The sequence below is a fragment of the Streptomyces sp. NPDC021749 genome (assembly GCF_040640655.1).
Classification (GTDB): Bacteria; Actinomycetota; Actinomycetes; order Streptomycetales; family Streptomycetaceae; genus Streptomyces.
On the sequence record NZ_JBFACE010000011.1, the window covers coordinates 170,376 to 193,675 of the forward strand.

At 72.7% G+C, this 23,300-nt stretch carries 18 protein-coding genes and 1 pseudogene; 9 read left to right on the forward strand and 10 right to left on the reverse strand.

What is annotated here, in order from left to right; all coding sequences use genetic code 11:
- Positions 1-101: 101 nt before the first annotated feature.
- The 3 genes from AB0G35_RS14030 to AB0G35_RS14040 all read right to left on the reverse strand — a co-directional run bounded on the left by AB0G35_RS14030 (position 102) and on the right by AB0G35_RS14040 (position 4,221).
- Complete coding sequence (locus AB0G35_RS14030; protein WP_360948172.1) at positions 102-1,928, reverse strand: glycoside hydrolase family 3 protein; 1,827 nt, start codon at positions 1,926-1,928, stop codon at positions 102-104.
- A gap of 93 nt (positions 1,929-2,021) precedes the next feature.
- A complete protein-coding gene (locus tag AB0G35_RS14035) occupies positions 2,022-2,981 on the reverse strand; it encodes a sugar phosphate isomerase/epimerase (RefSeq protein ID WP_360948246.1) in 960 nt (319 codons plus the stop codon).
- A gap of 169 nt (positions 2,982-3,150) precedes the next feature.
- On the reverse strand, positions 3,151-4,221 hold the full coding sequence (locus tag AB0G35_RS14040) for a helix-turn-helix domain-containing GNAT family N-acetyltransferase (RefSeq protein WP_360948174.1): 1,071 nt from the start codon (positions 4,219-4,221) through the stop codon (positions 3,151-3,153).
- Between the two features lie 397 nt (positions 4,222-4,618).
- Here AB0G35_RS14040 and AB0G35_RS14045 point away from each other — a divergent pair, with 397 nt between their 5' ends.
- From AB0G35_RS14045 to AB0G35_RS14065, 5 genes and pseudogenes are all read left to right on the forward strand, one after another.
- Entirely contained in the window at positions 4,619-5,770 is a 1,152-nt protein-coding gene (locus AB0G35_RS14045) for a Gfo/Idh/MocA family oxidoreductase (protein ID WP_360948176.1), read from the forward strand.
- A pseudogene (locus AB0G35_RS14050) lies at positions 5,767-6,891 on the forward strand (dihydrodipicolinate synthase family protein); the annotation flags it as partial. The gene AB0G35_RS14045 and the pseudogene AB0G35_RS14050, both read left to right, overlap by 4 nt.
- A 75-nt stretch (positions 6,892-6,966) precedes the next feature.
- The gene (locus tag AB0G35_RS14055; RefSeq protein ID WP_360948248.1) at positions 6,967-7,890 is read left to right on the forward strand and encodes a sugar phosphate isomerase/epimerase family protein; all 924 of its coding nucleotides are present in this window, start codon (positions 6,967-6,969) and stop codon (positions 7,888-7,890) included.
- A 301-nt stretch (positions 7,891-8,191) separates the two neighbouring features.
- Complete coding sequence (locus tag AB0G35_RS14060) at positions 8,192-10,402, forward strand: ATP-dependent RecD-like DNA helicase (RefSeq protein ID WP_360948178.1); 2,211 nt, start codon at positions 8,192-8,194, stop codon at positions 10,400-10,402.
- Positions 10,403-10,579: 177 nt separating this feature from the next.
- Positions 10,580-11,869 carry a citrate synthase gene (locus AB0G35_RS14065; protein ID WP_360948180.1) on the forward strand — a complete coding sequence of 430 codons (1,290 nt, stop codon included), beginning with the start codon at positions 10,580-10,582 and terminating at the stop codon, positions 11,867-11,869.
- Between the two features lie 547 nt (positions 11,870-12,416).
- Here the strand turns inward: AB0G35_RS14065 and AB0G35_RS14070 are convergent.
- Entirely contained in the window at positions 12,417-12,704 is a 288-nt protein-coding gene (locus AB0G35_RS14070; protein ID WP_360948182.1) for a heavy-metal-associated domain-containing protein, read from the reverse strand.
- 198 nt (positions 12,705-12,902) lie between these two features.
- On the opposite strand from AB0G35_RS14070, the gene AB0G35_RS14075 reads away from it, so the two are divergent.
- Entirely contained in the window at positions 12,903-13,526 is a 624-nt protein-coding gene (locus AB0G35_RS14075; protein WP_360948184.1) for a VTT domain-containing protein, read from the forward strand.
- On the opposite strand, the gene AB0G35_RS14080 is transcribed toward AB0G35_RS14075, so the two are convergent.
- Positions 13,462-14,526, reverse strand: coding sequence for a Gfo/Idh/MocA family oxidoreductase (locus tag AB0G35_RS14080; RefSeq protein ID WP_360948250.1), 1,065 nt, complete (start codon positions 14,524-14,526; stop codon positions 13,462-13,464). The two genes, AB0G35_RS14075 and AB0G35_RS14080, sit on opposite strands and share 65 nt — an antisense overlap.
- Positions 14,527-14,800: 274 nt before the next feature.
- Here AB0G35_RS14080 and AB0G35_RS14085 point away from each other — a divergent pair, with 274 nt between their 5' ends.
- Positions 14,801-15,898: a LacI family DNA-binding transcriptional regulator gene (locus AB0G35_RS14085; RefSeq protein WP_360948186.1), complete on the forward strand. Its 1,098-nt coding sequence runs from the start codon at positions 14,801-14,803 to the stop codon at positions 15,896-15,898.
- A 49-nt stretch (positions 15,899-15,947) separates the two neighbouring features.
- Here AB0G35_RS14085 and AB0G35_RS14090 read toward each other — a convergent pair whose 3' ends face one another.
- From AB0G35_RS14090 to AB0G35_RS14110, 5 genes are all read right to left on the reverse strand, one after another.
- Entirely contained in the window at positions 15,948-16,898 is a 951-nt protein-coding gene (locus tag AB0G35_RS14090) for a 2-dehydropantoate 2-reductase (RefSeq protein WP_360948188.1), read from the reverse strand.
- 93 nt (positions 16,899-16,991) lie between these two features.
- Positions 16,992-17,183 carry a MerR family transcriptional regulator gene (locus tag AB0G35_RS14095; RefSeq protein WP_360948190.1) on the reverse strand — a complete coding sequence of 64 codons (192 nt, stop codon included), beginning with the start codon at positions 17,181-17,183 and terminating at the stop codon, positions 16,992-16,994.
- 255 nt (positions 17,184-17,438) lie between these two features.
- Entirely contained in the window at positions 17,439-18,845 is a 1,407-nt protein-coding gene (locus AB0G35_RS14100; protein ID WP_360948192.1) for a sugar porter family MFS transporter, read from the reverse strand.
- A gap of 102 nt (positions 18,846-18,947) precedes the next feature.
- Positions 18,948-19,985 (reverse strand): Gfo/Idh/MocA family oxidoreductase, encoded by a 1,038-nt coding sequence (locus AB0G35_RS14105; protein WP_360948252.1) that lies wholly within the window; start codon positions 19,983-19,985, stop codon positions 18,948-18,950.
- Positions 19,986-20,067: 82 nt separating this feature from the next.
- Positions 20,068-20,988: a sugar phosphate isomerase/epimerase gene (locus AB0G35_RS14110; RefSeq protein WP_360948194.1), complete on the reverse strand. Its 921-nt coding sequence runs from the start codon at positions 20,986-20,988 to the stop codon at positions 20,068-20,070.
- Between the two features lie 289 nt (positions 20,989-21,277).
- Here AB0G35_RS14110 and iolC point away from each other — a divergent pair, with 289 nt between their 5' ends.
- Positions 21,278-22,273, forward strand: a complete 996-nt coding sequence (gene iolC, locus AB0G35_RS14115) for a 5-dehydro-2-deoxygluconokinase (protein WP_360948196.1) — start codon at positions 21,278-21,280, stop codon at positions 22,271-22,273.
- A gap of 119 nt (positions 22,274-22,392) precedes the next feature.
- Positions 22,393-23,280, forward strand: coding sequence for a deoxyribose-phosphate aldolase (locus tag AB0G35_RS14120; RefSeq protein ID WP_360948198.1), 888 nt, complete (start codon positions 22,393-22,395; stop codon positions 23,278-23,280).
- The last annotated feature ends 20 nt before the right edge of the window (positions 23,281-23,300 follow it).

The window sequence follows — 23,300 nt, forward strand, 5'->3', positions numbered from 1 at the left end:
CGGGCCGACAGGCTCGCCGGGCCAGCGGACCGATGGACCGACGGGCCGACGGGCCGGCGCGCTCCCCGCGACCACGGGGAGCGCGCCGCACCCGCACCGGCTCAGTACGACAGGCCGTGCCCGATCTGGTACAGCGCCGTGTCCGGGGCGTCGGCGCGCATTATCGCCACCGGCAGCCGGCCCACCGGCTCCCGCCGCCCGGCGATCACCCGGGCCGCCGCCCGCAGCTCCACGTCCGTCCACGAATAGCTCGCCAGCGCCGCCTTGACGCCGTCCAGCTGCGCGATGTCGTACGGATTGCGCACCGCCAGCTGCACCACCGGCTTCCCGGTGGCCAGCAGCGCCTCGACCAGCTTCCGCTGCGGCGAGTTCGCGGTCACGTTGTACGTGGCCACCACCACCGCGTCCCGCTCGCCGAGCGCCGCCACCGCCGCGTCGATCTGCTGGGGCGTCGGCGACATGCCCGTGGACCGGGCGGTGGCCGTGAATCCCAGCTCGCCCAGGGCCCGCGCCAGGACCGCGGTGGGCGGACCGCCGGTGCCCGACGGCGCGGCCGCGTCGACCCCCACCACCAGCACCCGACGCTCCCGCCGGCGGGACAACGGCAGCACCCCGCCGTCGTTCCGCAGCAGTGTCGTCGTACGGTCCGCGATCCGGTCGGCGGACGCCAGATGGCCCCGCGTCCCGACGACCCGGTCCACATCGCCCTGAGTGGTGTACGGGTCGTCCAACACCCCCCGCCGCTGCTTCAGCAGCAGGATCCGCAGCAGCTTCGCGTCGAGGTCGCGCTCGGACAGTTCCCCGTCCTTGAGCGCCTTGAGGACCGCGCCGTGCGCCAGGGACAGATCCGGCGGGTTCAGCAGCTGGTCCACCCCGGCCTTGAGCGCGAGGACCGGCACCCGGGCATCGCCGTACTTCTTCCGTACGCCCTCCATGCCCAGCGAGTCCGTCACCACCACCCCGTCGTAGCCGAGGCGTTCGCGGAGCAGGCCGGTGAGGATCGGCCGGGACAGCGTCGCCGGGTCCTCGCTCGGGTCGAACGCCGGTACGACGATGTGCGCCGTCATGATCGAATCGATGCCCGCGGCGATCGCGGCCCTGAACGGCGGTGCATCCAGCCGCTCCCACTCCTCGGCGGTGTGGTGGATGTACGGCAGCCCCACATGGCTGTCGGTGTCGGTGTCGCCGTGCCCCGGGAAGTGCTTGGCGCAGGCGGCCACCCCGCCCTCCTGATAGCCCTTCACCTGCCCGCCGACCATCCGGGCCACCGCCTGCGGGTCGGCGCCGAACGACCGCACGCCGATGACCGGGTTGGCCGGGTTGACGTTCACGTCCGCGTCCGGTGCGTAGTCCTGCCGGATGCCCATCGCGGCCAGCTCCCGACCGGCGATCCGGCCCGCCGTACGCGCGTCCTCGCGGGAGCCGCCGGCGCCGAGCGCCATCGCACCGGGGAACAGCGTCGCGGGCGCGCCGACCCGGGCCACTATGCCGTGCTCCTGGTCCGTGGAGATCAGCACCGGGACCGGCACGCGCTGGGCGGCCGCGGCCTTCTGGATGCCGTTGGACAGCTCGGCGATCTGGTGCGGCTCGCGGGTGTTGTGCGCCCAGCCGAAGTAGATGATGCCGCCGACGTGGTACTTCGCGATCAGTTCCGCCGCGTTGGCGACCCCGATCTCCTTCTGGTTGGCGGCCACGTCGGCCGGGTCCGGGTCGGTCGCTGAGTGGCCGTAGACCCGCATCACGAACAACTGGCCGACCTTCTCCTCCGGTGTCATCCGGGCGATCAGGCGGCGCAGCCGGGCCCGGGCGGCGGCATCGGGGGCGGGCCGGCGCCCGGTGACGGGCGCCGCCACGGCGGGCCCGGCGCCCGCTGCACAGGCGGCGACGGCACCGGCCGCGGTGGTCAGAACGGTACGTCTGGAGTGCATCCGCGCTCCTTCCGGAGGGCTTCCTCGACCTGATGAAGGGCTCGTTGAAGGAAACTTCCAAGGAGACACGGATAGCCGGAAAACTATTGTCGGTCAATCACTCCGACCGGGGGTGCCGCCCTCCTCTTGCACGCCGGCCGGGGCTGTGGGAGGGACCGCGGGAGACCCGGCAGCGGCGTCACCCGCGGAGGCACCGGCCGCCACCCCGTCGAGCAACCGCCGCAGATGCTCCCGGCCCGCGGCCAGCAACCCGGGCAGCTCGGGTGCCTCCGGGAACCAGCGCTTCTCGTACTCCCAGCACAGCCAGCCGCCCGCCCCCAGGCCGTAACCGCCCTCCGGCGCCGGCACCGGACCGTGCGCCGCCGCCGGTTCCGGCCCGAGCGCGGCCAGCGCGGACGCCAGCGGCAGGGTGCCCGCACCGAGCGGCACCGGACGCGGATCCGCCGCCGACACCACGTCCTTGACCTGCACATAGCCCAGATACGGAGCGAGCGCCGCCCGGGTGTCGGCGGGCCGCTCAGCGCCGCGCCAGGTGTGCAGCACGTCCCACAGCGCGCCGACGCTGCGGTGCCCCACCAGGCCCAGCACCCGCGCGGCGGCCGCGCCCGTGCCGTGCGAGTCATGGGTCTCCAGCAGCACCCGGACGCCCCGCTCGGCCGCGAGCGGCGCCACCGCGGCGAGCCGCCGGGCGGCATCCGCGTCCGCCGCGTCCGCCGGCCGCTCCTCACCACCCGGGAACACCCGCACATACGGCGCGCCCAGATCCGCGGCGAGCAGCACCAGCTCGGACAGCTCGTGCGCCAGTTCCTCCTCGCCCGCCGCGTCCCGCTCGGCCGCGACCCGGGCGTACCCGGCCACGGCCAGGATCTCCACCCCCGCCGCCGCGAACTCCGCGCGCACCGCGGCCCGCTCCCGCGGCCCGAGCAGCGGATGCACCGGCTCCTCCGGATGGGCCCGCAGCTCCACCCCCTGATAGCCGGCCCCGGCGGCCAGTCGCACCACGTCGGCGACCGGCATGCCCGGCACCCCGAGCGTGGAGAACGCCAGGCGCAACGGGGGTGCCACCGCCCGTCCCGGACCGCCGACCGGGGTGCCGGCCGGGGTGCCGGCCGGGGCGCCGCCGCCCGGACCGCCGCCGCCCGGACCGTCGCCGCCGGTGCCCTCCGTGCCCTCCGTGCCGTCCGTGCCGTTCATGCCCGCGCTCCTCTCTTCGTGGTCGTCCCTACCTGGTCGTCCCGCGCAGTGACAGCCGCCAGTCCTGGCCGACCAGGTCCTGTCCGAAGCTGTGGTGCGGTGTCTCCGAGACCAGCTCGAAGCCGGCCCGCTGGTAGATCCGGCGGGCCGCGTCGAGGACGGAATTCGTCCACAGCACCATCTCCGCGTACCCGGCGTCCCGCGCGAAATCGACACAGGCGTCGACGAGTTGCCGCCCGATGCCGTGGCCCCGCGCGGACGGCTCCACCAGCAGCAGCCGCAACCGGGCCACACCCGGCCGGCCGTCCCGTACGCACATCACCGCACCGGCTCTTGCGCCGCCCAGCTCCGCTATCCAGGTGTGGTCCCACCGAGGGTCGAACCCCTCGGCGTACTCTGCGACGATCCGGGCGACCAGTGCCTCGTAGCTCAGGTCGAAGCCGTACTCGGCGGCGTAGAGCGCGGCGTTCCGCTCGACCATCCAGCCGAGGTCACCGGGGCGGGTGGGGCGCAGGGTGACCTCGGGGGAGGGCGTGGGGGAGCCCTCGGCGGCGGCCGGTTGCTCCGGTCGTTCGGGGTGTTCCGGCGCGCCGGTGGCCGGCGGGTCGTCGCCGAGCAGCGCGCGTATCGTCCGCATCGCGTCCGTCAGGCGGGCCCGGTCCGCCGGCGGAAGGTGCCGGAGCAGTGAGCCCGCGGCCTCCCGGGAGCGCTCCTCCAGGAGCCGGGCCGCCTCCCGGCCGCCGCCGGTGAGCGTGATCCGCTGGCGGCGCGGGTCCTGCTCGGACCTGCCGCGGCTGATCAGCTCGCGCTGCTCGAACTTGCCGAGCAGCCGGCTGAGATAGCCGGCGTCCAGGGACAGCGAGGCGCGCAGGTCCGCCGCGTCCACCCGCTCCTGGTGGGCGAGTTCGTAGAGCACCCGCGCCTCGGTGAGGGTGAAGGGGGTGTAGAGGTGCCGGCCGTAGTCGAGCGCGCCGATCAGGTTCGTGTAGAAGCGGTTGAATCTGCGCAGCTCACGGACGTCGGCGGCGGGATCGGGCGCCGCGGTGGCGGCACCCGGCCCGCTGCCGGACGGGGTGCCGGGGGGTGCTTCGGTTGTCATCGTCGACCCCTCACCATTGACTGAGTCAAGGATAGCGAACCGAGGCCGATCCGCGCACCACCGATTCCGCCCGCAATGTCGCCGGCCCGCCCGGCGGCCCCCTGCGCCGCCCCGTCCGCCGGCGGCACCGTCGTCGCGCGTCCCCGACGGCCCCGGCCCTGTTTCCGGCACCGCTCCCTGATGCCACGGTAGAAAGCGCTTACTGCCTGTCCGTTCCTACTGCCACTGCACCGCACCACGCCGCTGCTCCCCCCGCCGCCACCGAGGACCCCGCCGAGGCACCCACCCGCGAGGTCCCCCTTCGAGGAACCCACCCCCGAGGACCCCCACCGAGGCACCCACCGAGGAACCCACCCCCGAGGAATCCGCCCCGCCCGAGGGGCAGAGAGGCCGGGCCGTGACACGCAGGACCGTACGCATCGCCATGAACGGCGTGACCGGGCGCATGGGCTACCGCCAGCACCTGGTCCGCTCCCTCCTCGCCCTGCGCGACCAGGGCGGACTGCCCCTGGACGACGGCACGGTCATCCGGCCGGAGCCGGTGCTGGTCGGCCGCTGTCCGCACAAGCTGCGTGCCCTGGCCGAGCGGCACGGCCTGGCGGAGTGGACGTGCGACCTCGACGCCGTACTGGCCGACGACACCGTCGAGATCTACTTCGACGCCCAGATCACCGCCGCCCGCGAGGAGGCCGTGAAGAAAGCGATTGCGGCCGGCAAGCACCTCTACGTCGAGAAGCCCACCGCGAGCAGCCTCGCGGGCGCCCTCGAACTCGCCCGGCTCGCCCAGGAGGCCGGCGTCAAGAACGGCGTCGTCCAGGACAAGCTCTTCCTCCCCGGTCTGCGCAAACTCCGCCGCCTCGTCGAGGGCGGCTTCTTCGGCCGCATCCTGTCGGTACGCGGCGAGTTCGGCTACTGGGTCTTCGAGGGCGACTGGCAGCAGGCCCAGCGCCCCTCCTGGAACTACCGGGCCGAGGACGGCGGCGGCATCGCGGCCGACATGTTCCCGCACTGGGAGTACGTGCTGCACGAACTGTTCGGCCCGGTCCGTACCGTCCAGGCGCAACTGACCACCCACCTCCCGCGCCGCTGGGACGAGTCCGGCGACCCGTACGACGCGACCGCCGACGACGCCGCCTACGCCGTGTTCCAACTGGCCGGCGGCATCGTCGCGCAGATCAACTCCTCCTGGGCGGTCCGGGTGCACCGCGACGAACTCGTGGAGTTCCAGGTGGACGGCACCGAGGGGTCGGCCGTCGCCGGGCTGCGCGGCTGCCGGGTGCAGCACCGCTCCGTCACCCCCAAACCGGTCTGGAACCCCGACCTCCCGGCCACCGAACCGTTCCGCGCGCAGTGGCAGGAGGTCCCCGACAACGCCGACTTCGACAACGGCTTCAAGGCGCAGTGGGAGCTCTTCCTGCGCCACGTCGTCCGCGACGAGCCCTGGCGCTGGGACCTCGCGGCCGGCGCCCGCGGCGTCCAACTCGCCGAACTGGGCGCCCGGTCGTCCGCGGAGGGCCGCCGCCTGGACGTCCCGGAGCCGGGCCGGTGACCGCCCCGACGCCCGGCCGGACGGCGTCCGGGCCCGCGGTCGGCGCGGCGCCCGCAGCCCGGCCCCCGGTGCGCTCCCGCACCGTCCTCGCCGCCGCCCACGTCGTCGCCGACCCGTACGCCGACACCACACCGGACGGGCCGGCCGCCCTCGACTGGGACGCCACCCTCGCCTTCCGCCACCACCTCTGGTCGCACGGTCTGGGCGTGGCCGAGGCGATGGACACCGCCCAGCGCGGGATGGGCCTGGACTGGGCCGTCGCCGCCGAACTGATCCGCCGCTCCGGCGCCGAGGCCCGCGCGGCCGGCGGCCGGCTCGTCTGCGGCGCCGGCACCGACCAGCTCACCGGCGGATCGCTCGCCGAGATCCGGGCCGCGTACGAGGAGCAGCTCGCCGTCGTCGAGGACGCCGGCGCACAGGCCGTCCTGATGGCCTCCCGGGCGCTCGCCGCCGCGGCCCGCGGCCCCGAGGACTACCTGGACCTCTACGGCCACCTCCTCCGCCAGGCTGCCCAACCGGTCGTCCTGCACTGGCTGGGCCCGATGTTCGACCCGGCGCTGGCCGGCTACTGGGGGTCGGCCGACCTGGACGCGGCCACCGACACCCTCCTCGCGGTCGTCGCCGCCCACCCCGGCAAGGTCGACGGCGTCAAGGTCTCCCTGCTGGACGCCCGGCGGGAGACCGCACTGCGCCGCCGCCTGCCGCCCGGCGTGCGCTGCTACACCGGCGACGACTTCCACTACCCCGAGCTGATCGCGGGCGACGACCGGGGCTTCAGCCACGCCCTGCTCGGCGTCTTCGACCCGTTGGCCCCCCTGGCGGCGGAGGCGGTCCGCCGCCTCGACACCGGCGATCCGGCCGCCTTCCGCCAACTCCTCGATCCCACCGTCGGGTTGGCCCGCCACCTCTTCCAGGCCCCCACCCGCTACTACAAGACCGGTGTCGTCCTGCTGGCCTGGTTGGCGGGCCACCAGTCGCACTTCACCATGGTCGGCGGGCTCCAGTCGGCCCGCTCGCTGCCCCATCTGCACCGCGCCCACGAACTCGCCGCCGGGCTCGGCCTGTTCCCGGACCCCGACCTGGCCGTCCACCGGATGCGCCGGCTGCTCTCCGTATACGGCGCCGCGGACGCCTTCCCGCTCCCGGGGACGGCGAAGAAGGCCCCCCGGGAGCGCGCAACGGAGCGGAGCCCCCGCATGACCGGCAACCTGACCGGCCCCACCGTGCCTACCAGCCCCACCTCCCTCTCCCGACTGAGCCTCAACCAGGAGACCCTCCGGCAGTGGTCACTGCCCGAACTGGCCGACGGCTGCGTACGGGCCGGCATCCCCGCCGTCGGGCTGTGGCGCGCTCCGGTGCAGGCCTACGGCGTGGCCGCGGCGGCCCGGCTCGTCCGCGCGGCCGGGCTGCGGGTCAGCAGCCTGTGCCGGGGCGGGTTCCTCACCGCCCTCGACCCCGGGGAGCGGGCGGCGGCCCTGGACGACAACCGGGCGGCCGTCGACGAGGCCGCCACCCTCGGCACGGACACCCTGGTGCTGGTCTCGGGCGGGCTGCCGGCCGGCAGCCGGGACCTGCCCGGCGCCCGGGAGCGGATCGCGGACGCCGTGGGGGAGTTGGCGCCGTACGCCGCGGAACGGGGCGTACGGCTGGCGATCGAGCCGCTGCACCCGATGTACGCGGCGGACCGGTGCGTGGTCTCCACGCTCGCCCAGGCGCTGGACCTCGCCGAGCGGTTCCCCGCGGACCGGGTCGGGGTGGTCGTGGACACCTACCACCTGTGGTGGGACGACACCGCCGGCGCGCAGATCGACCGCGCCGGTGCCGCCGCACGCCTCGCCGCCTTCCAGCTGGCCGACTGGGTCACCCCACTCCCGGAGGGCGTGCTGCTGGGCCGCGGGCAGCTGGGGGACGGCGTGGTGGGCCTGCGCTGGTTCCGGGAGCGCGTCGAGGCGGCCGGCTACCGGGGGCCGATCGAGGTGGAGATCTTCAATCCGGCGCTGTGGGCCCGCGACGGCACCGAGGTACTGGCCGAGATCGTGGACCGTTTCCGCCGGCACGTCGCCGCCCGGCCGGAGTCCGCACCGGAGGCGCCGGGTGAACGGAATTCGTACAAGGGGTGACGGGCGAATAACTCAGCGGATGCGCGCAACCGTTCGCGGCCGGCAGAGGTCATAGCTGACGCTGGCCCCGCAAGGGGGAGGGATCCGGGGGGATCCGGGGCCGGCACGGGAGGGGGAATCGAGGGGCCCGACCTTGGGGGGACGGGCCCCTCGATGGTGGTGCCTCGATGCCGCACACCACGGCCGCGACGACTGGACCACCACGTCTGCTCTGCCTGGTCTGCTCTGCCAGGTCCGCTCCGCGAGGTCCGCTCCGCCAGGTCCCGGCCGCGTTGTCGGACCCTGGGGGTACCGTCGGGGCATGGTCAACACAGCCGTGGTGGAAGGGGTCCTGGAGCGGATCACGTACGCCAACGAGGAGAACGGCTACACCGTCGCGCGGGTCGACACCGGCCGGGGCTCGGGTGACCTGCTGACCGTCGTGGGCTCGCTGCTGGGGGCGCAGGTGGGCGAATCGCTGCGGATGGAGGGCCGTTGGGGCTCGCACCCGCAGTACGGCAAGCAGTTCACCGTGGAGAACTACACGACGGTGCTGCCCGCCACCGTCCAGGGCATCCGCCGCTATCTCGGCTCGGGCCTGGTCAAGGGCATCGGCCCGGTCTTCGCCGACCGGATCACCCAGCACTTCGGGGTCGACACCCTGGACGTCATCGAGCAGGAGCCGGAGCGGCTCATCGAGGTGCCGGGGCTCGGCCCCAAGCGGACCAAGAAGATCGCGGACGCCTGGGAGGAGCAGAAGGCCATCAAGGAGGTCATGGTCTTCCTCCAGAGCGTCGAGGTCTCCACGTCCATCGCCGTGCGCATCTACAAGAAGTACGGCGACGCCTCGATCTCGGTGGTGAAGAACGAGCCGTACCGTCTCGCCGCCGACGTCTGGGGCATCGGCTTCCTCACCGCCGACCGCATCGCGCAGTCCGTCGGGATCCCGCACGACAGCCCGGACCGGGTCAAGGCGGGCCTGCAGTACGCCCTGTCGCAGTCCACGGACCAGGGGCACTGCTTCCTGCCCGAGGAGCAACTGATCGCCGACGCGGTGAAGTTGCTCCAGGTGGACACCGGCCTGGTGATCGACTGCCTGGGGGAGCTGGCCGCGGAGCCGGAGGGCGTGGTGCGCGAGAAGGTGCCGGCCGGGGAGGACGGTTCGGAGGTCACCGCCGTCTATCTGGTGCCGTTCCACCGCGCGGAGATCTCGCTCGCCGGGCGGCTGACCCGGCTGCTGCGCACCGACGAGGACCGGATGCCGGCCTTCCGGGACGTGGCCTGGGACAAGGCGCTGGCCTGGCTGGCCCGTCGTACGGGCGCCGAGCTGGCCCCGGAGCAGCAGGAGGCGGTGCGGCTGGCGCTGACGCAGAAGGTCGCGGTGCTCACCGGCGGCCCGGGCTGCGGCAAGTCCTTCACGGTCCGTTCCGTCGTCGAGCTGGCCCGCGCCAAGAAGGCCACGGTCGTGCTGGCCGCGCCCACGGGCCGGGCCGCCAAGCGGCTGTCGGAGCTGACCGGCGCGGAGGCCTCCACGGTCCACCGCCTCCTGGAGCTCAAGCCGGGCGGGGACGCCGCCTACGACGCGGACCGGCCGCTGGACGCCGATCTGGTGGTCGTCGACGAGGCGTCCATGCTGGACCTGCTGCTGGCCAACAAGCTCGTCAAGGCGGTCCCGCCGGGCGCCCATCTGCTGCTGGTGGGCGACGTCGACCAGCTGCCGTCGGTCGGTGCCGGGGAGGTGCTGCGGGACCTCCTGGCCCCTTCCGGCCCCGTACCGGCCGTCCGGCTGACCCGGATCTTCCGGCAGGCCCAGCAGTCCGGCGTGGTCACCAACGCCCACCGCATCAATTCCGGTGTGCCGCCGCTGACCACCGGGCTGACCGATTTCTTCCTGTTCGCGGAGGAGGACAATGAGGAGGCCGGGCGACTCGCCGTGGACGTCGCGGCCCGCCGCATCCCGGCGAAGTTCGGTCTCGACCCGCGCCGGGACGTCCAGGTGCTGACCCCGATGCACCGCGGCCCGGCCGGCGCGGGCGCGCTGAACGGTCTGCTCCAGCAGGCCATCACCCCCGCCCGCCCCGACCTGCCCGAGCGGCGCTTCGGCGGCCGGGTCTTCCGGGTGGGCGACAAGGTCACCCAGATCAGGAACAACTACGAAAAGGGCCGCAACGGCGTCTTCAACGGCACGGTGGGCGTGGTCACCGCCCTGGATCCGGAGGAGCAGCGGCTGACGGTCCGCACGGACGAGGACGAGGAGGTCCCGTACGAATTCGACGAACTCGACGAACTCGCCCACGCCTATGCCGTGACGATCCATCGCTCGCAGGGTAGTGAGTATCCAGCGGTGGTGATTCCGGTCACCACCAGCGCCTGGATGATGCTGCAGCGCAATCTGCTGTATACCGCCGTCACCCGGGCAAAGCGCTTGGTGGTGCTGGTCGGCTCCCGCAAGGCCCTGGGGCAGGCCGTACGCACGGTTTCCGCCGGTCGGCGGGGTACGGCGCTGGCTCACCGGCTCGCCGGGGCGATGTGATGTCACACCTCTTTCCCAATCGGGTCGAACGGGAGCAGGATGGGACACTGGCGCGGCACTGAGTGCCGTAATGAGGCCCTATGGCCGACCCCGAGTGCACATCCAAGGTCCAAATGGGGGAAGGTATAGGCAGTCAGGGCACCTCGAAGAAGAGGCACAACGTCGGTGAGGGATGACGTGAGCGACAACTCTGTAGTACTGCGTTACGGGGACGGCGAATACAGCTACCCGGTCGTCGACAGCACGGTCGGCGACAAGGGCTTCGATATCTCGAAGCTGCGCGCCCAGACCGGTCTGGTGACCCTGGATTCCGGTTACGGCAACACCGCGGCGTACAAATCCGCGATCACCTATCTCGATGGTGAGCAGGGAATTCTTCGTTACCGCGGGTACCCGATCGAGCAGCTCGCAGAGCGCAGCACGTTCGTCGAGACCGCGTACCTCCTCATCAACGGTGAGCTGCCCACCGTCGACCAGCTGTCGGCCTTCAAGCAGGACATCACCTACCACACCCTGCTCCACGAGGACGTCAAGCGCTTCTACGACGGCTTCCCCCGGGACGCCCACCCGATGGCGATGCTGTCCTCCGTGGTCAGCGCGCTGTCGACCTTCTACCAGGACAGCCACAACCCGTTCGACGAGCAGCAGCGCCACATCTCCACGATCCGGCTGCTGGCCAAGCTCCCGACGATCGCGGCCTACGCCTACAAGAAGTCGGTCGGCCACCCGGTCGTCTACCCGAGCAACGACCTCGGCTACGTCGAGAACTTCCTGCGGATGACCTTCTCGGTGCCCGCCGCCGAGTTCGAGCTGGACCCGGTCGTCGTCAGCGCCCTGGACAAGCTGCTGATCCTGCACGCCGACCACGAGCAGAACTGCTCGACCTCCACGGTCCGCCTGGTCGGCTCCTCGCAGGCGAACCTCTTCGCCTCGATCTCCGCCGGTATCAACGCCCTGTGGGGCCCCCTGCACGGCGGCGCCAACCAGTCCGTGCTGGAGATGCTGGAGCGCATCCAGCGCGACGGCGGCGACGTCGACGCCTTCATCCGCAAGGTGAAGAACAAGGAAGACGGCGTGAAGCTCATGGGCTTCGGGCACCGCGTCTACAAGAACTTCGACCCCCGGGCGAAGATCATCAAGGCGGCGGCGCACGACGTCCTCTCCGCGCTCGGCAAGTCCGACGAGCTGCTGGACATCGCCCTCAAGCTGGAGGAGCACGCGCTCTCCGACGACTACTTCGTCTCGCGCAAGCTCTACCCGAACGTCGACTTCTACACCGGTCTGATCTACCGGGCCATGGGCTTCCCGACCGAGATGTTCACGGTGCTCTTCGCGCTCGGCCGGCTTCCCGGCTGGATCGCCCAGTGGCACGAGATGATCAAGGAGCCGGGCTCCCGCATCGGCCGCCCGCGCCAGATCTACACCGGCATCATCGAGCGCGACTTCGTGCCGGTCGAGCAGCGCTGACGCCTGCGCCTGCTTTCTCGGGCGGCCCTGAGCCCAAAAGCGAGAAGCGCCCCGCCTCCGGATCCCCCCACGGGTCCAGAGTGCGGGGCGCTTCCCTTGTCCCGGTTGGATTCCCCCCACGGGATCCGTCCGGGCGTTCCGGGTTGCACCGCGCTCTGCCGGGACGCGCACATCGGGAGGGCCGCTCAAAGCTCCCCGGGCACGTCGCCCCGGCCACGCGTAGCCGTGGCACGGTCCCCCAAGACCGGCACGGCAGGTGCAGTGCAAGACCCGCCGGGGTGCCTGCACTGCCCGGTTAGACTCACGACCCCCCTCAATGGTTACGTTCCGATGAGTGTGATCTGGGTCTCTTGCCATATGGGGGCGAATGCGGTCAAGGCCCTCGATCTGGAGATCGGGGCCTTGGGGTATGGGTGCTGTGTCCCGGAGTGTGGACATTGTGTCAACTGTAGGGATTATGTGAAGGTTTGAATGGTTACGCGCGGCGGCGCGAGCCGCGGCCGGGGGTGACGACCCGCATCCGCACGCGCGGACCGGCGAACCGGAATCAGGCCGCCCGGCCCACCAGCTCGTAACCCGCCTCGTCGACGGCCGCCCGCACCGCCTCCTCGTCCAGCGGTGCCTTCGAGGTGACCGTCACCAGCCCGGTGGTCGCGACCGCCTGCACCGCGCTCACGCCCGGGATCTCCGAGATCTCCGACGACACCGCCCCTTCGCAGTGACCGCAGGTCATGCCGGTGACCCGGTACGTCGTGGTCACCGCGCCGGCCGGGGCGTCGGCGGCGCCGGAGTGGCAGGAGCCTTCCGGGGTGCAGCAGGAGCTGTTCTCAGCCATGGGTTCTCCTCGTGGTGCGGATGTCCGATGCTTCTGTCCGAGCTTCGACCGGCCTTGCCCACCCTATACCCCTAGGGGGTATGTACCCAAGCGGGGGCACGCCGGTTCCCGCCGGGGACCACGCCGCCGCGTTGCCGCGCACCCCGCCGCGCGTCAGCCTTGGGATACGGACTCGGAGCCGATCCGAGGAGGCGGCGCATGGCCGTACTCGCTTTTTACGCCCTGCTGGCGCTCACCACCCTGCCGCCCCTCGTCCCCAACTCCGCCCTGCTCGTCTCCGCCGGCGTACTCGCCTCCCGGGGCGCACTCTTCCTCCCCCTCGTCCTGCTCACCGTGGCGGGCAGCGCCCTGACCGGAGATCTGCTGATGTTCCTCGCCGCCCGGCGGTTCGGCGCACCCGTGCGGGACTGGATGCGGCGCACCCCGCGCCGCAGCGCCCTCCTGGACCGGACCTCCCGGCGCATCGAGCGCTACGGCATCCCGTTCGTGATCGCCGTGCGGTTCCTGCCCAGCGGCCGGATCGCCGGCGCGCTGGCCTCCGGCGTCCTCCGCTACCCGCTGCCCAGGTACCTCCTCGGCGCCGGCATCGCCGAGGCGACCTGGGCGGCGTACTCGGCCGGCCTCGGCTACCTCGGCAGCGCCACCGCCGGCAGCCCGCTGTACGCCGCCGCCGTCGGCCTGGGCGTCTCCTGCGCGGTCGCCGCCACCGCCACCGTCGTGCAGTGGGCCATCCGCCGCCGGGCGGTCCGCCGCGCGGCTACCGCTCCCCGCCCGCCGTGCCCGCACCCGTCCGACCCCTCGGGGCTGCCGGACCGGCCGTAGCGCGGACGTCGGCGAGCGCCACCGGCGCACCGGACCGCCGGGACCGCTCGCACGCCTCGGCCACGTACAGAGCCTCCAGCGCCTCCGCGGGCGGACACGGGTTCTCCGCGCGGCCCGCGGCCACCTCGGCGAAGACCCCCAGCTCGGTCACGTACGCCTCGTGGAAGCGCTCCATGAACGTCGCGTACGGGGCGGCCGCCCGCCGCCACGACAGCCGCGGCTCCGCGGACGGCAGCGGCGCACGGTCGTCCAGCCCCACGATCCGGGTGCCCCGCGAGCCGCACACCTCCAGGCGGACGTCGTGCCCCGCGCCGTTGTAGCGGGTCGCCGTGACCGTGGCCAGGGTGTCGTCGTCGAAGCGCAACAGCGCCGCACAGGTGTCGACGTCGTCGCCGTCGGCGAAGAAGGACGCACCGCGGTTGGACCCCTGCGCGTAGACCGAGACCACCTCACGGCCGGTGAGCCAGCGCAGCACGTCGAAGTCGTGGATGGAGCAGTCCCGGAACAGCCCGCCCGAGGTGGGGATGTACCCGGCGGGCGGCGGGGCCTGGTCGCTGGTGCAGGCGCGCAGGGTGTGCAGCCAGCCCAGCTCGCCCGAGCGCAGCGCCTCGCGGGCGGCCCGGTAGCCCGCGTCGAAGCGCCGCTGGAAGCCGATCTGGACCGGCACCGGGCCGGCCTGCGCCCGTTCCACGACACCGATCGTGCCCGCCACGTCCAGCGCGACCGGCTTCTCGCAGAAGACCGGCACACCGGCGTCCAGCGCCTGGTGGATCAGGGTGGCGTGCGCACTGGTCGCGGCGGTGATCACGACCCCGTCCGGGCCGTCCGCGTACAGCTCCGGGATGCCCGCGGCCGCACGCACGCCCAGCGTCTGCGCCAGCGAGACGGCCCGCGCCGGGTCGGCATCGGCGACCACCAGATCGGTGACGCCGGGAACCTGCTGAAGGGTCTTGGCGTGGAAGGCGCCGATGCGCCCGGTGCCGATGAGGCCGATCTTCACTTCTCGGTCCTTCCAGGAGGTGGCGGTGGCGGCTGCCATGGGAAACGTCGTGAAGCGTCGTGGAACGTCGTGGAACGCGGCGGGCAGCAATTGGAACGGTCCAACAGCGGCCGTTCCGCGCACCCTGCATGTCCGGATGTCCGCATGTCAACCCTTCTCGCAGGCCGCATGGCGGGCCGCGGGGAGGCCGGGAGCGGCGGACCCTCCCGGCGTTGACGGTCACCTGCGACCTCGGCGTTGACGGTCACCTGTGGCGATGGCAGGATTCCGGTCCATGGAACGGTCCAACGAGCGCGACGGCGGCCACCGGGCAGCAGCCGCCGGCCGGCCCCCGACGATCCGCGGGGTCGCGGAACGCGCCGGTGTCTCCAAATCGCTGGTCTCGCTCGTTCTGCAGGGCTCGCCGCGGGTCAGCGACACCAAGCGGCGGGCCGTCCTGGCCGCCATCGACGAGCTCGGCTACCGGCCCAACGCCGCCGCCCGCAGCCTCGTCGCGCGCCGCACCCACACCGTCGGCGTGCTCCTGAACGACCTGCGCAACCCCTGGTTCGTCGACCTCCTCGACGGCCTGAACTCGGTCCTCCACGCCCACGGCCTGCGCATACTGATGGCCGACGGCCGGCTCGACCGGCGCACCGGCCAGGACGTCGCCCGCACCTTCCAGGAACTGCGGGTCGACGGCCTCGTCGTCGTCGGCACCCTCCCGGACACCGACGGCCTCGCCGAGGCCGCCGAGCGGCTGCCCACCGTCATCGCCGGCAACCACGAACCCCGGCTCCCGCACGTCGACATCGTCGCCAACGACGACGAACGCGGCGCCCGGCTCGCCACCGAGCACCTGATCTCCCTCGGCCACCGCCGGATCGCCCACATCTCCGGCCAGGGCCTGGTCGGCACCCTGCGCCGCCGCGGATTCGAGGCCGCCGTACGCGCCCACGGCCTGCACACCGCCGCCGTGGTCGAGAGCGCCGACGGCACGGAGGAGGGCGGTTACCGCGCCGCCGTACGACTCCTCAACCCCGCGCGCCGCACCGAACGCCCCACCGCCGTCTTCGCGTTCAACGACATCTCCTGCGTCGGCGCGCTCTCCGCGGCCCAGGAACTCGGGCTGACCGTACCCGTCGACCTCTCCCTCGTCGGCTACGACAACACCTACCTCGCCCGCATCCGCCACCTCTGGCTGACCTCGGTCAACAACGCCAGCCACGAGGTCGGCCGGCGGGCCGCCCGCTGCCTCCTGGACCGCATGGCGGGCAACGACGTGCCGGCCGCCGCGAACCCGGCGACCAGTGCGCACCCGCCCGCCGACCACCAACTCGTCGCCCCGGAGCTGGAGATCAGGGGGTCGACGGCCCCGCCCGGAGCCGCGTGACACCGGCCCGGCCCCGGCCGCGACCGGCTCCCCGCCCGCCCGGGTCCGCCTACTCCTGACGCCCGGCCCGCAGTTCGCGGTCCACCGCCCGCAGCAGCACCAGCAGCATCCGGTTCAACGGCGTCGCGATGCCGTGCCGTTCGGCCGCCCGCACCACCGCGCCGGTGAGGTACTCGTGCTCCAGCGGACGGCCCGCGAGCCGGTCGTACAGCATCGACGAGCCACCGTCGGGCGGCGCGTGCGCGTACAGCTCCAGCGTCCGGGCGATGTCCGCGTCACCGATGTCCGCGCCCTCCGCGCGGGCCACGGCCGCCGCCTCCCGCAGCAGATCGCGACTGAGCGCCGCCATCTCCGGATCCGCGAAGACGCCGATCCGCTGCTGGAGCAGGGCCGTGAGGGGGTTCGCCGCGAGGTTCGTGAACAGCTTGCGCCAGACGGCCGTGGTGAAGTCCGGCACCGGATGCACCCGCAGCCCCGTACCGGCCAGCAGCGCGGCGAACCGGTCCGCCAACGGGCCCTCGGGAACGTGCAGTTCACTGGCGACGTGGTGCCGGACCCGGCCCGGCGCGATGCGCTCCGCGGAGATGTAGACCACGGTCGGCAGGATCGCGGTCCCCGGAGGAACGAGCGGTGCCACCCGCTCCTTCTGGCCGATGCCGTTCTGCAGCACCGCGACGACGGTCTCCGGGCCGCACAGCCGCCGCAGCCAGCCCTCGGCGCTCGCGGTGTCCTGCGCCTTGGTGGTCAGCAGCACCCAGTCGACCGGTGCCACCCGCTCCGGATCGGTGACGATCCGCACCGTCGCGGTCCGCACCTCGCCGCCGCTCTCGACGGCGAGGTCCCGCAGCGGACTGCGGACGCACAGCGTGACGTCCAGGCCCGCCCACCGGGTGAGGGCGGCGACGTACCCGCCGATCGCACCGGCCCCGATCACCGCGACCCGGGCGGGCGCGGCGGCGGCCCGGTCCGGCACGGCGGCGGCCTGGGGTGTCTGGGCCATACCTCGATCGTAGCCACGCGACCGGGCGTCACGGGGGCACGAGAGGGACGGGAGCACCCGGAAGGCCCGGGCGGCCCGCCGGCGGCGGCGTCACTACCGGCCGCGCCGGCTCGGCCGCTGGGCCACCCACGCTCTGACCGTGTCCGCGAACCAGAAGGGTTTCCCGCCCTCCACCAGATCCGGTTCGGGCAGCAGCCCGTGCTTGCGGTACGAGCGCACGGTGTCCGGCTGCACCTGGATGTGCGCCGCGATCTCCTTGTACGACCAGAGCCTGCGGTCGGTCATCTCTGACACCTCCTGAGCGCCGCACGCAGGGCCGGCCCGGGACGAGCCGGCCGGGGCCGCGTACGGCCTGGTGATCCCTCAGCCTGTGCCCGGACAACGACGCTGGGTGACGACCGGCGAGGGGCTGTTGAACGGTTGTGACCGAAGGCCCGGGGAACTGTGACAGCCGTGACACCCGCCGTACGCCTGTGACGGGAGGGAGATACCGCTCCCTTCGCGTCCCCTCCGGGGCCCTCCAGGGGCGGCCCGGGCGCCCTACGTGCCCGCCGCCCTTTGCAGCTCGTGCTCCAGGTCCTCCAGGGCCAGCCCCTTCGTCTCCGGTGCGTAACGCCGGCAGAAGACCCACGACAGCACGCACATCGCCCCGAAGAACCAGAACGTGCTGCTCGCGCCGACCGCGTCCAGCAGGACCGGGAAGACCAGCGCCACCGCGAAGTTGACCACCCACATCACGAACACCGCGGCCCCCATGGCCAGTCCGCGCACCCGCAGCGGGAACATCTCCGCGAGCAGCAACCACACCCCCGTGTTCAGCGTGGCCTGCATGAACGCCATGTACAGCACCATCAGGCACAGCACCAGCACACTGACGGCCGGCGAATGCGGGAGACGGAAGGACGCCCCGAGCAGCGCGAGCGCCACCGTCATCCCCGCCAGCCCGCAGAGCAGCAGGGGCCGCCGGCCGACCCGGTCGATCAACGACATCCCGATCGCCGTGGCCACCACGGAGACGGCCCCGACGGCGATCGTGGCGGTGATGGCCGCGCCGGTGCCCAGACCGGTCGACGCGAGGATCTTCGGCGCGAAGTACACCACCGCGTTGACGCCGGTGATCTGCTGCACCGCCGCCAGCCCGATGCCGACCAGCAGCAGCCGCCGCACCCACGGCGTCCGCAGCTCCCGCCAGGCGCCGCGCCGGGCGTTGGCCTCCAGACTGCGGGCGCGGTCGATCCGGGCCAGCTCGGGGGCGACGTCCTCGGCCGGCAGCGTACGGCCGAGCACCCGGGCCGCGTCCTCCTGCCGCCCCTTGCTGATGTACCAGCGCGGGGTGTCGGGCAGGAAGAACAGCCCGGTGAACAGCGCCACCGCCGGCAGCGCGGCGAGCCCCAGCATCCAGCGCCAGGCCGCCCATTGCGCCAGGACCGCGTTGAGGAGGTACGCGAGCAACTGCCCGCTGACGATCATCAGGGAGTTGAACGAGACCAGCCGGCCCCGGATGTGCGGAGGAGCGATCTCGGACAGGTACAGCGGGGTGATCACGGACGCACTGCCGACCGCCAGGCCGAGCACGAACCGCGCCACCGTCATGAACGGCACGGTGGGGGAGAGCGCGACGGCGACCGCGCCCCCGATGAACACCGCACCGGCCCACAGCAGCGCACTGCGCCGGCCCAGCGCATCGGACATCCGCCCGCCGATCAGCGAACCGAGGGCGGCGCCGATCAGCAGGGCACTGGTGATGACGCCCTCACCCAGTGACGTCAGGCCGAAGTGGCCCTCCATGAAAGGGAGCGCGCCGGAGATCACCCCGGTGTCGTAGCCGAACAGGGCGCCACCGAGGGCGGCGATGGCGGCGATGCCGACGATGAAGCGCTTGGCGTTCCGGTCCCGGGAGGCAGGACGCTGACCGGCGGACGCCACCTGGCTGGTCGGAACGGCCATCAGCACCCCCGCCGCGCCCGCGGAACGGGCGCGACACGCGTGGCATACATGGGCATGGGAACGGGGCCTTTCGGTACGGAAGCTACAGGTGACGGGGGGCGGTCAGCGGTACATCGCCGGCCGCTCGACCAGCTCGACCGGGACGCGCTCACCGGTGGCCTGGGCGCGCACCCCGGCCTCGCAGACCGCGGCCGCGGCGTAGCCGTCCCAGCAACTGGGGCCCTCGACCTCGCCGCGCCGGGTGGCGTTCACCCACAGCTGCACCTGCCGGTCGTACGCGTCCTCGAAGCGCTCCACGAAACCGGGCGGGATGGCGCCGCCCCAGCGGCCGCCGGCGTTGGTGAAGACACCGTGGTCGTCGCCGATCCGGGCGGTGCCGCCCTCGCAGACCGCCTCGCAGCTCACCTGGTAGCCGAAACCGCAGTTGACGAAGATCTCGGTGTCCACGACCTGGCCGCCCGCGGTCTCGAAGAGGACCAGCTGCGGGTCGCTCAGCCCTTCGGGCGCGTGCGCGGTGGGGACGGGGCGCAGCACGCGTACGGCGGTGATCTCGTCGTCCAGCAGCCAGCGCGTCACATCGATCTCGTGCACCACCGAGTCGTTGATCATCATCGCGTTGGTGAAGCCGGGCGGCGTGTCCGCATTCCGATGGCGGTTGTGCAGCATCAGCGGACGCCCGTAAGTCCCTTGTGAGAGCAGGGACTTCAGGCTCCGGTAGTCCGCGTCGTAACGGCGCATGAAGCCCACCTGTACGCGGCGGTGCCCGAGCGCCTGCTCGGCCTCCAGCACGCGCAGCGCGGACGCGGCGTCCGGCGTCAGCGGCTTCTCGCAGAGCACGGGCCGATCGCGTGCGAACGCCGCCAGCAGTGCCGCCTCGTGCGCGGGGCCGGGCGAGGCGATCACCACCGCGTCGACGGCCGGGTCGTCCATGGCGGCAGCGGGATCGGTGTACGCGGTGCAGTCCTCGATGCCGTCCGCCAGATGCTTCACCCGTGCCGCGTCGATGTCCGCCACCGCCGCCACCCGGGCCCCGCTGATCACCTCATCGATCCGCCGCACATGGTCCGCCCCCATCCGCCCGGTCCCGATGACCGCCACCCCGAGCGTTCCGCCGGACACCACGCCGCTCCGCCTCCTCATACCGTCCTCCGTGCCGTGCTCCATGCCGTCACCGTCCTCCGTGCCGCGTGCCATGCCGTGTTCCATGCCGTGCTCCCTTCCGTCAGGCGCCGCAGGAGCGCAGGAAGCGGCGGGTGCGCTCGGCGATGGGGAACGGGCGGTCCGGCGGGCAGGGGTACATGTCCTGTTCGACGATGGCGAAGAGGTCGACGTTCAGTTCTTGCGCGGCCTCCAGGACGGGCGGCAGTGCGGGTACGCCGAGCGGCGGTTCGCACATCACGCCCTGCTGGACGGCCGGGCCGAACGGCGTGCCCTTGGCGACGACGTCGCTGAGGATGTCCGGGTCGACCTGCTTGAGGTGCAGGTAGCCGATCCGTTCGCCGTAGGTGCGGATCAGCTGGACGCTGTCGCCGCCGCAGTAGGCGTAGTGGCCGGTGTCCAGGCACAGGTTGACCAGGTCGGAGTCGGTGACGTGGAGGAAGCGCTCGACGTGCTCCTCGGTGTCGATGTGGGTGTCGGCGTGCGGGTGGACGACGATGTCGAGCCCGAACTCGTCGCGCACCCGCTTGCCCAGGCGCTCCATGCCCGTCGTCAGGTGCTTCCACTGCTCGACGGTCAGTTCGCGCGGTTCGAGCTCCTCGGCGGTCTTGTCGTCCCGCCAGAAGGACGGGATGACGACCAGGTGCCGGGCGCCCATGGCCTGGGTGAGGGTGGCGACCTCAAAGACGTGCGCCCAGGTCTTGTCCCATACGGACGGGCCGTGGTGCAGCGACGTGAAGATCGTGCCGGCCGAGACCTTGAGGTGGCGGCGGGCGACCTCGTCGCGGAGGACGGCGGGGTCGGTGGGCAGATAGCCGTACGGGCCGAGCTCGATCCACTCGTAGCCGGCCTGGGCGACCTCGTCGAGGAAGCGCTGCCAGGGGACTTGCCGGTCGTCGTCGGGGAACCAGACTCCCCACGAGTCGGGGGCCGAACCGATGCGGAGGCGGTCCAGGACGGGCGGGGCGGCATGGCGTGCGGGCATGCTGCGGCTCTCCTCTCGCCGGTCGGCGGTGACCGGGAAGGCGCGGGGTGGGGTTGTGGGGCACAGCCTCTCTGCCGCCCCGGGGAGTGTCAAGACTTCGTCCTGACATAAGGACGTAAGGACTTGCAGGCGCAGGTTCGCTTTGACGTCAGAATGTAAGGACAAACTGTTGACAGGGTCTGAGGGTCACCGTTAGACCTTTCCTCGGGCGGGGTGAAAGAACCCGGTCCCGCCGAGTGAACCCGCTGAGCGGCAAGCGGATGGAGCGCGCTGACCCGAAGGGGCGTGTATGACCGAGTCGTACGACCTGATCACGATGGGCCGGATCGGGGTGGACATCTATCCGCTGCAGACCGGCGTGTCGTTGGCGCAGGTGGAGACCTTCGGAAAGTTCCTGGGGGGCTCGGCCGCGAACGTCGCGGTGGCGGCCGCCCGGCTCGGGCGGCGCAGCGCGGTCATCAGCCGTACCGGCGCGGACCCGTTCGGGGAGTTCCTGCACCAGGCGCTGCGGGAGTTCGGGGTGGACGACCGGTGGCTGACGCCGGTCGCCGCCCATCCGACGCCGGTGACCTTCTGCGAGATCTTCCCGCCGGACGACTTCCCGTTGTACTTCTACCGGCGCCCCAAGGCCCCTGACCTCGACATTCACGCGGGGGAGCTCGACCGGGAGGCGATCGCGGCGGCACGGATCTTCTGGGTCACCGGTACGGGGCTGTGTGAGGAGCCCAGTCGCAGCGCCACCCTGGCCGCGCTGGAGGCGCGCGCCGAGTCCGCCGGACCGACCGTCTTCGACCTCGACTGGCGGCCGATGTTCTGGGGCGGTGAGGGCGGCGCCTCCGGCGACGGCGGGGCCACCGGCGCCGCGGCGCGGGCCGCCGCACGGCCGTATTACGAGGCCGCGCTGCGGCACGCCACCGTGGCGGTCGGGAACGTGGACGAGGCCGAGGTCGCGACCGGGCTGCGCGATCCCAAGGCGTGTGCGCACGCGCTGCTGGACATGGGCGTCGAGCTGGCCGTCGTCAAACAGGGGCCCAAGGGCGTGCTGGCCGTGCACCGGGACGGCCGGGTCGCCGAAGTGCCGCCCACCCCCGTCGAGGTCGTCAACGGACTCGGCGCGGGGGACTCGTTCGGCGGGGCGCTGTGCCACGGGCTGCTCTCCGGCTGGGACCTGGAGCCGATGATGCGGTACGCGAACGCGGCCGGAGCGATCGTCGCCTCCCGGCTCGCCTGTTCCTCCGCGATGCCCACGCGCGAGGAGGTCGAGGAGTTCCTCGCCGGCCGGTGACCCCCGGCGGCCCGGTCCGCAGTCCTCGCCCGGCCCCCACCCCTCGCCCGGCCCGGCCGCCGGCCCGCACCACCCCACTCCGCTCCACCCCGCCCCGCCCCAAGAAGGTGAGTTGACCCTTGTCCCCTCGGATCAGTGATCTCGCGACGTTGCGGGCGCGGCAGCCCGGAGCGGTGGCGGAGGCCGCCGCCCGTCGTACCCGCCGGCCGCTCATCGGCGAGAGCGGGCGGCTGATGATCGTGGCAGCCGACCACCCGGCCCGCGGTGCGCTCGCCGTGGGGGACCGGCGGCTCGCCATGGCCAACCGCCTGGACCTGCTCGAACGGCTGGTGCTCGCGCTGTCGCGGCCGGGAGTGGACGGGGTGCTGGCCACCGCCGACATCCTGGAGGACCTGCTGCTGCTCGGTGCCCTGGAGGGCAAGGTGGTGATGGGCTCGATGAACCGCGGCGGGATCGCCGGCGCGTCGTTCGAGATGGACGACCGGTTCACCGGGCACCGGCCGCAGGACCTGGCCCGGCTCCGGTTCGACGCCGGGAAGCTGCTGCTCCGCATCGACTACGACGATCCCGGGTCGCTCACCACGATGGAGGCCACCGCCCGCGCCATCGACGCGATGGCCGAGCGGGAACTGCCCGTCTTCGTCGAGCCGTTCCTGTCGTCCCGAATAGACGGCAGGGTCCGCAACGACCTCAGCCCGGAGGCGGTCATCCGCTCCGTCGCCATCGCCTCCGGCCTCGGCGGCACCTCCGCGTACACCTGGCTGAAGCTGCCGGTCACCGACGACGCGGAGGCGATGGCGCGGGTCTGTGAGACCAGCACGCTGCCGACGGTGCTGCTCGGCGGTGACATCGGCTCCACCGTCCGGGACCAGGAGGCCGCGTACGAGAAGTGGGCCAAGGCGCTGCGGCTGCCGACGGTGCAGGGCCTGGTCGTCGGGCGGTCGCTGCTCTATCCGGCCGACGGCGATGTCGCCGCCGCCGTGGACACCGCCGTAGGCCTGCTGTAAACGCCGCGATTCCCGCAGGA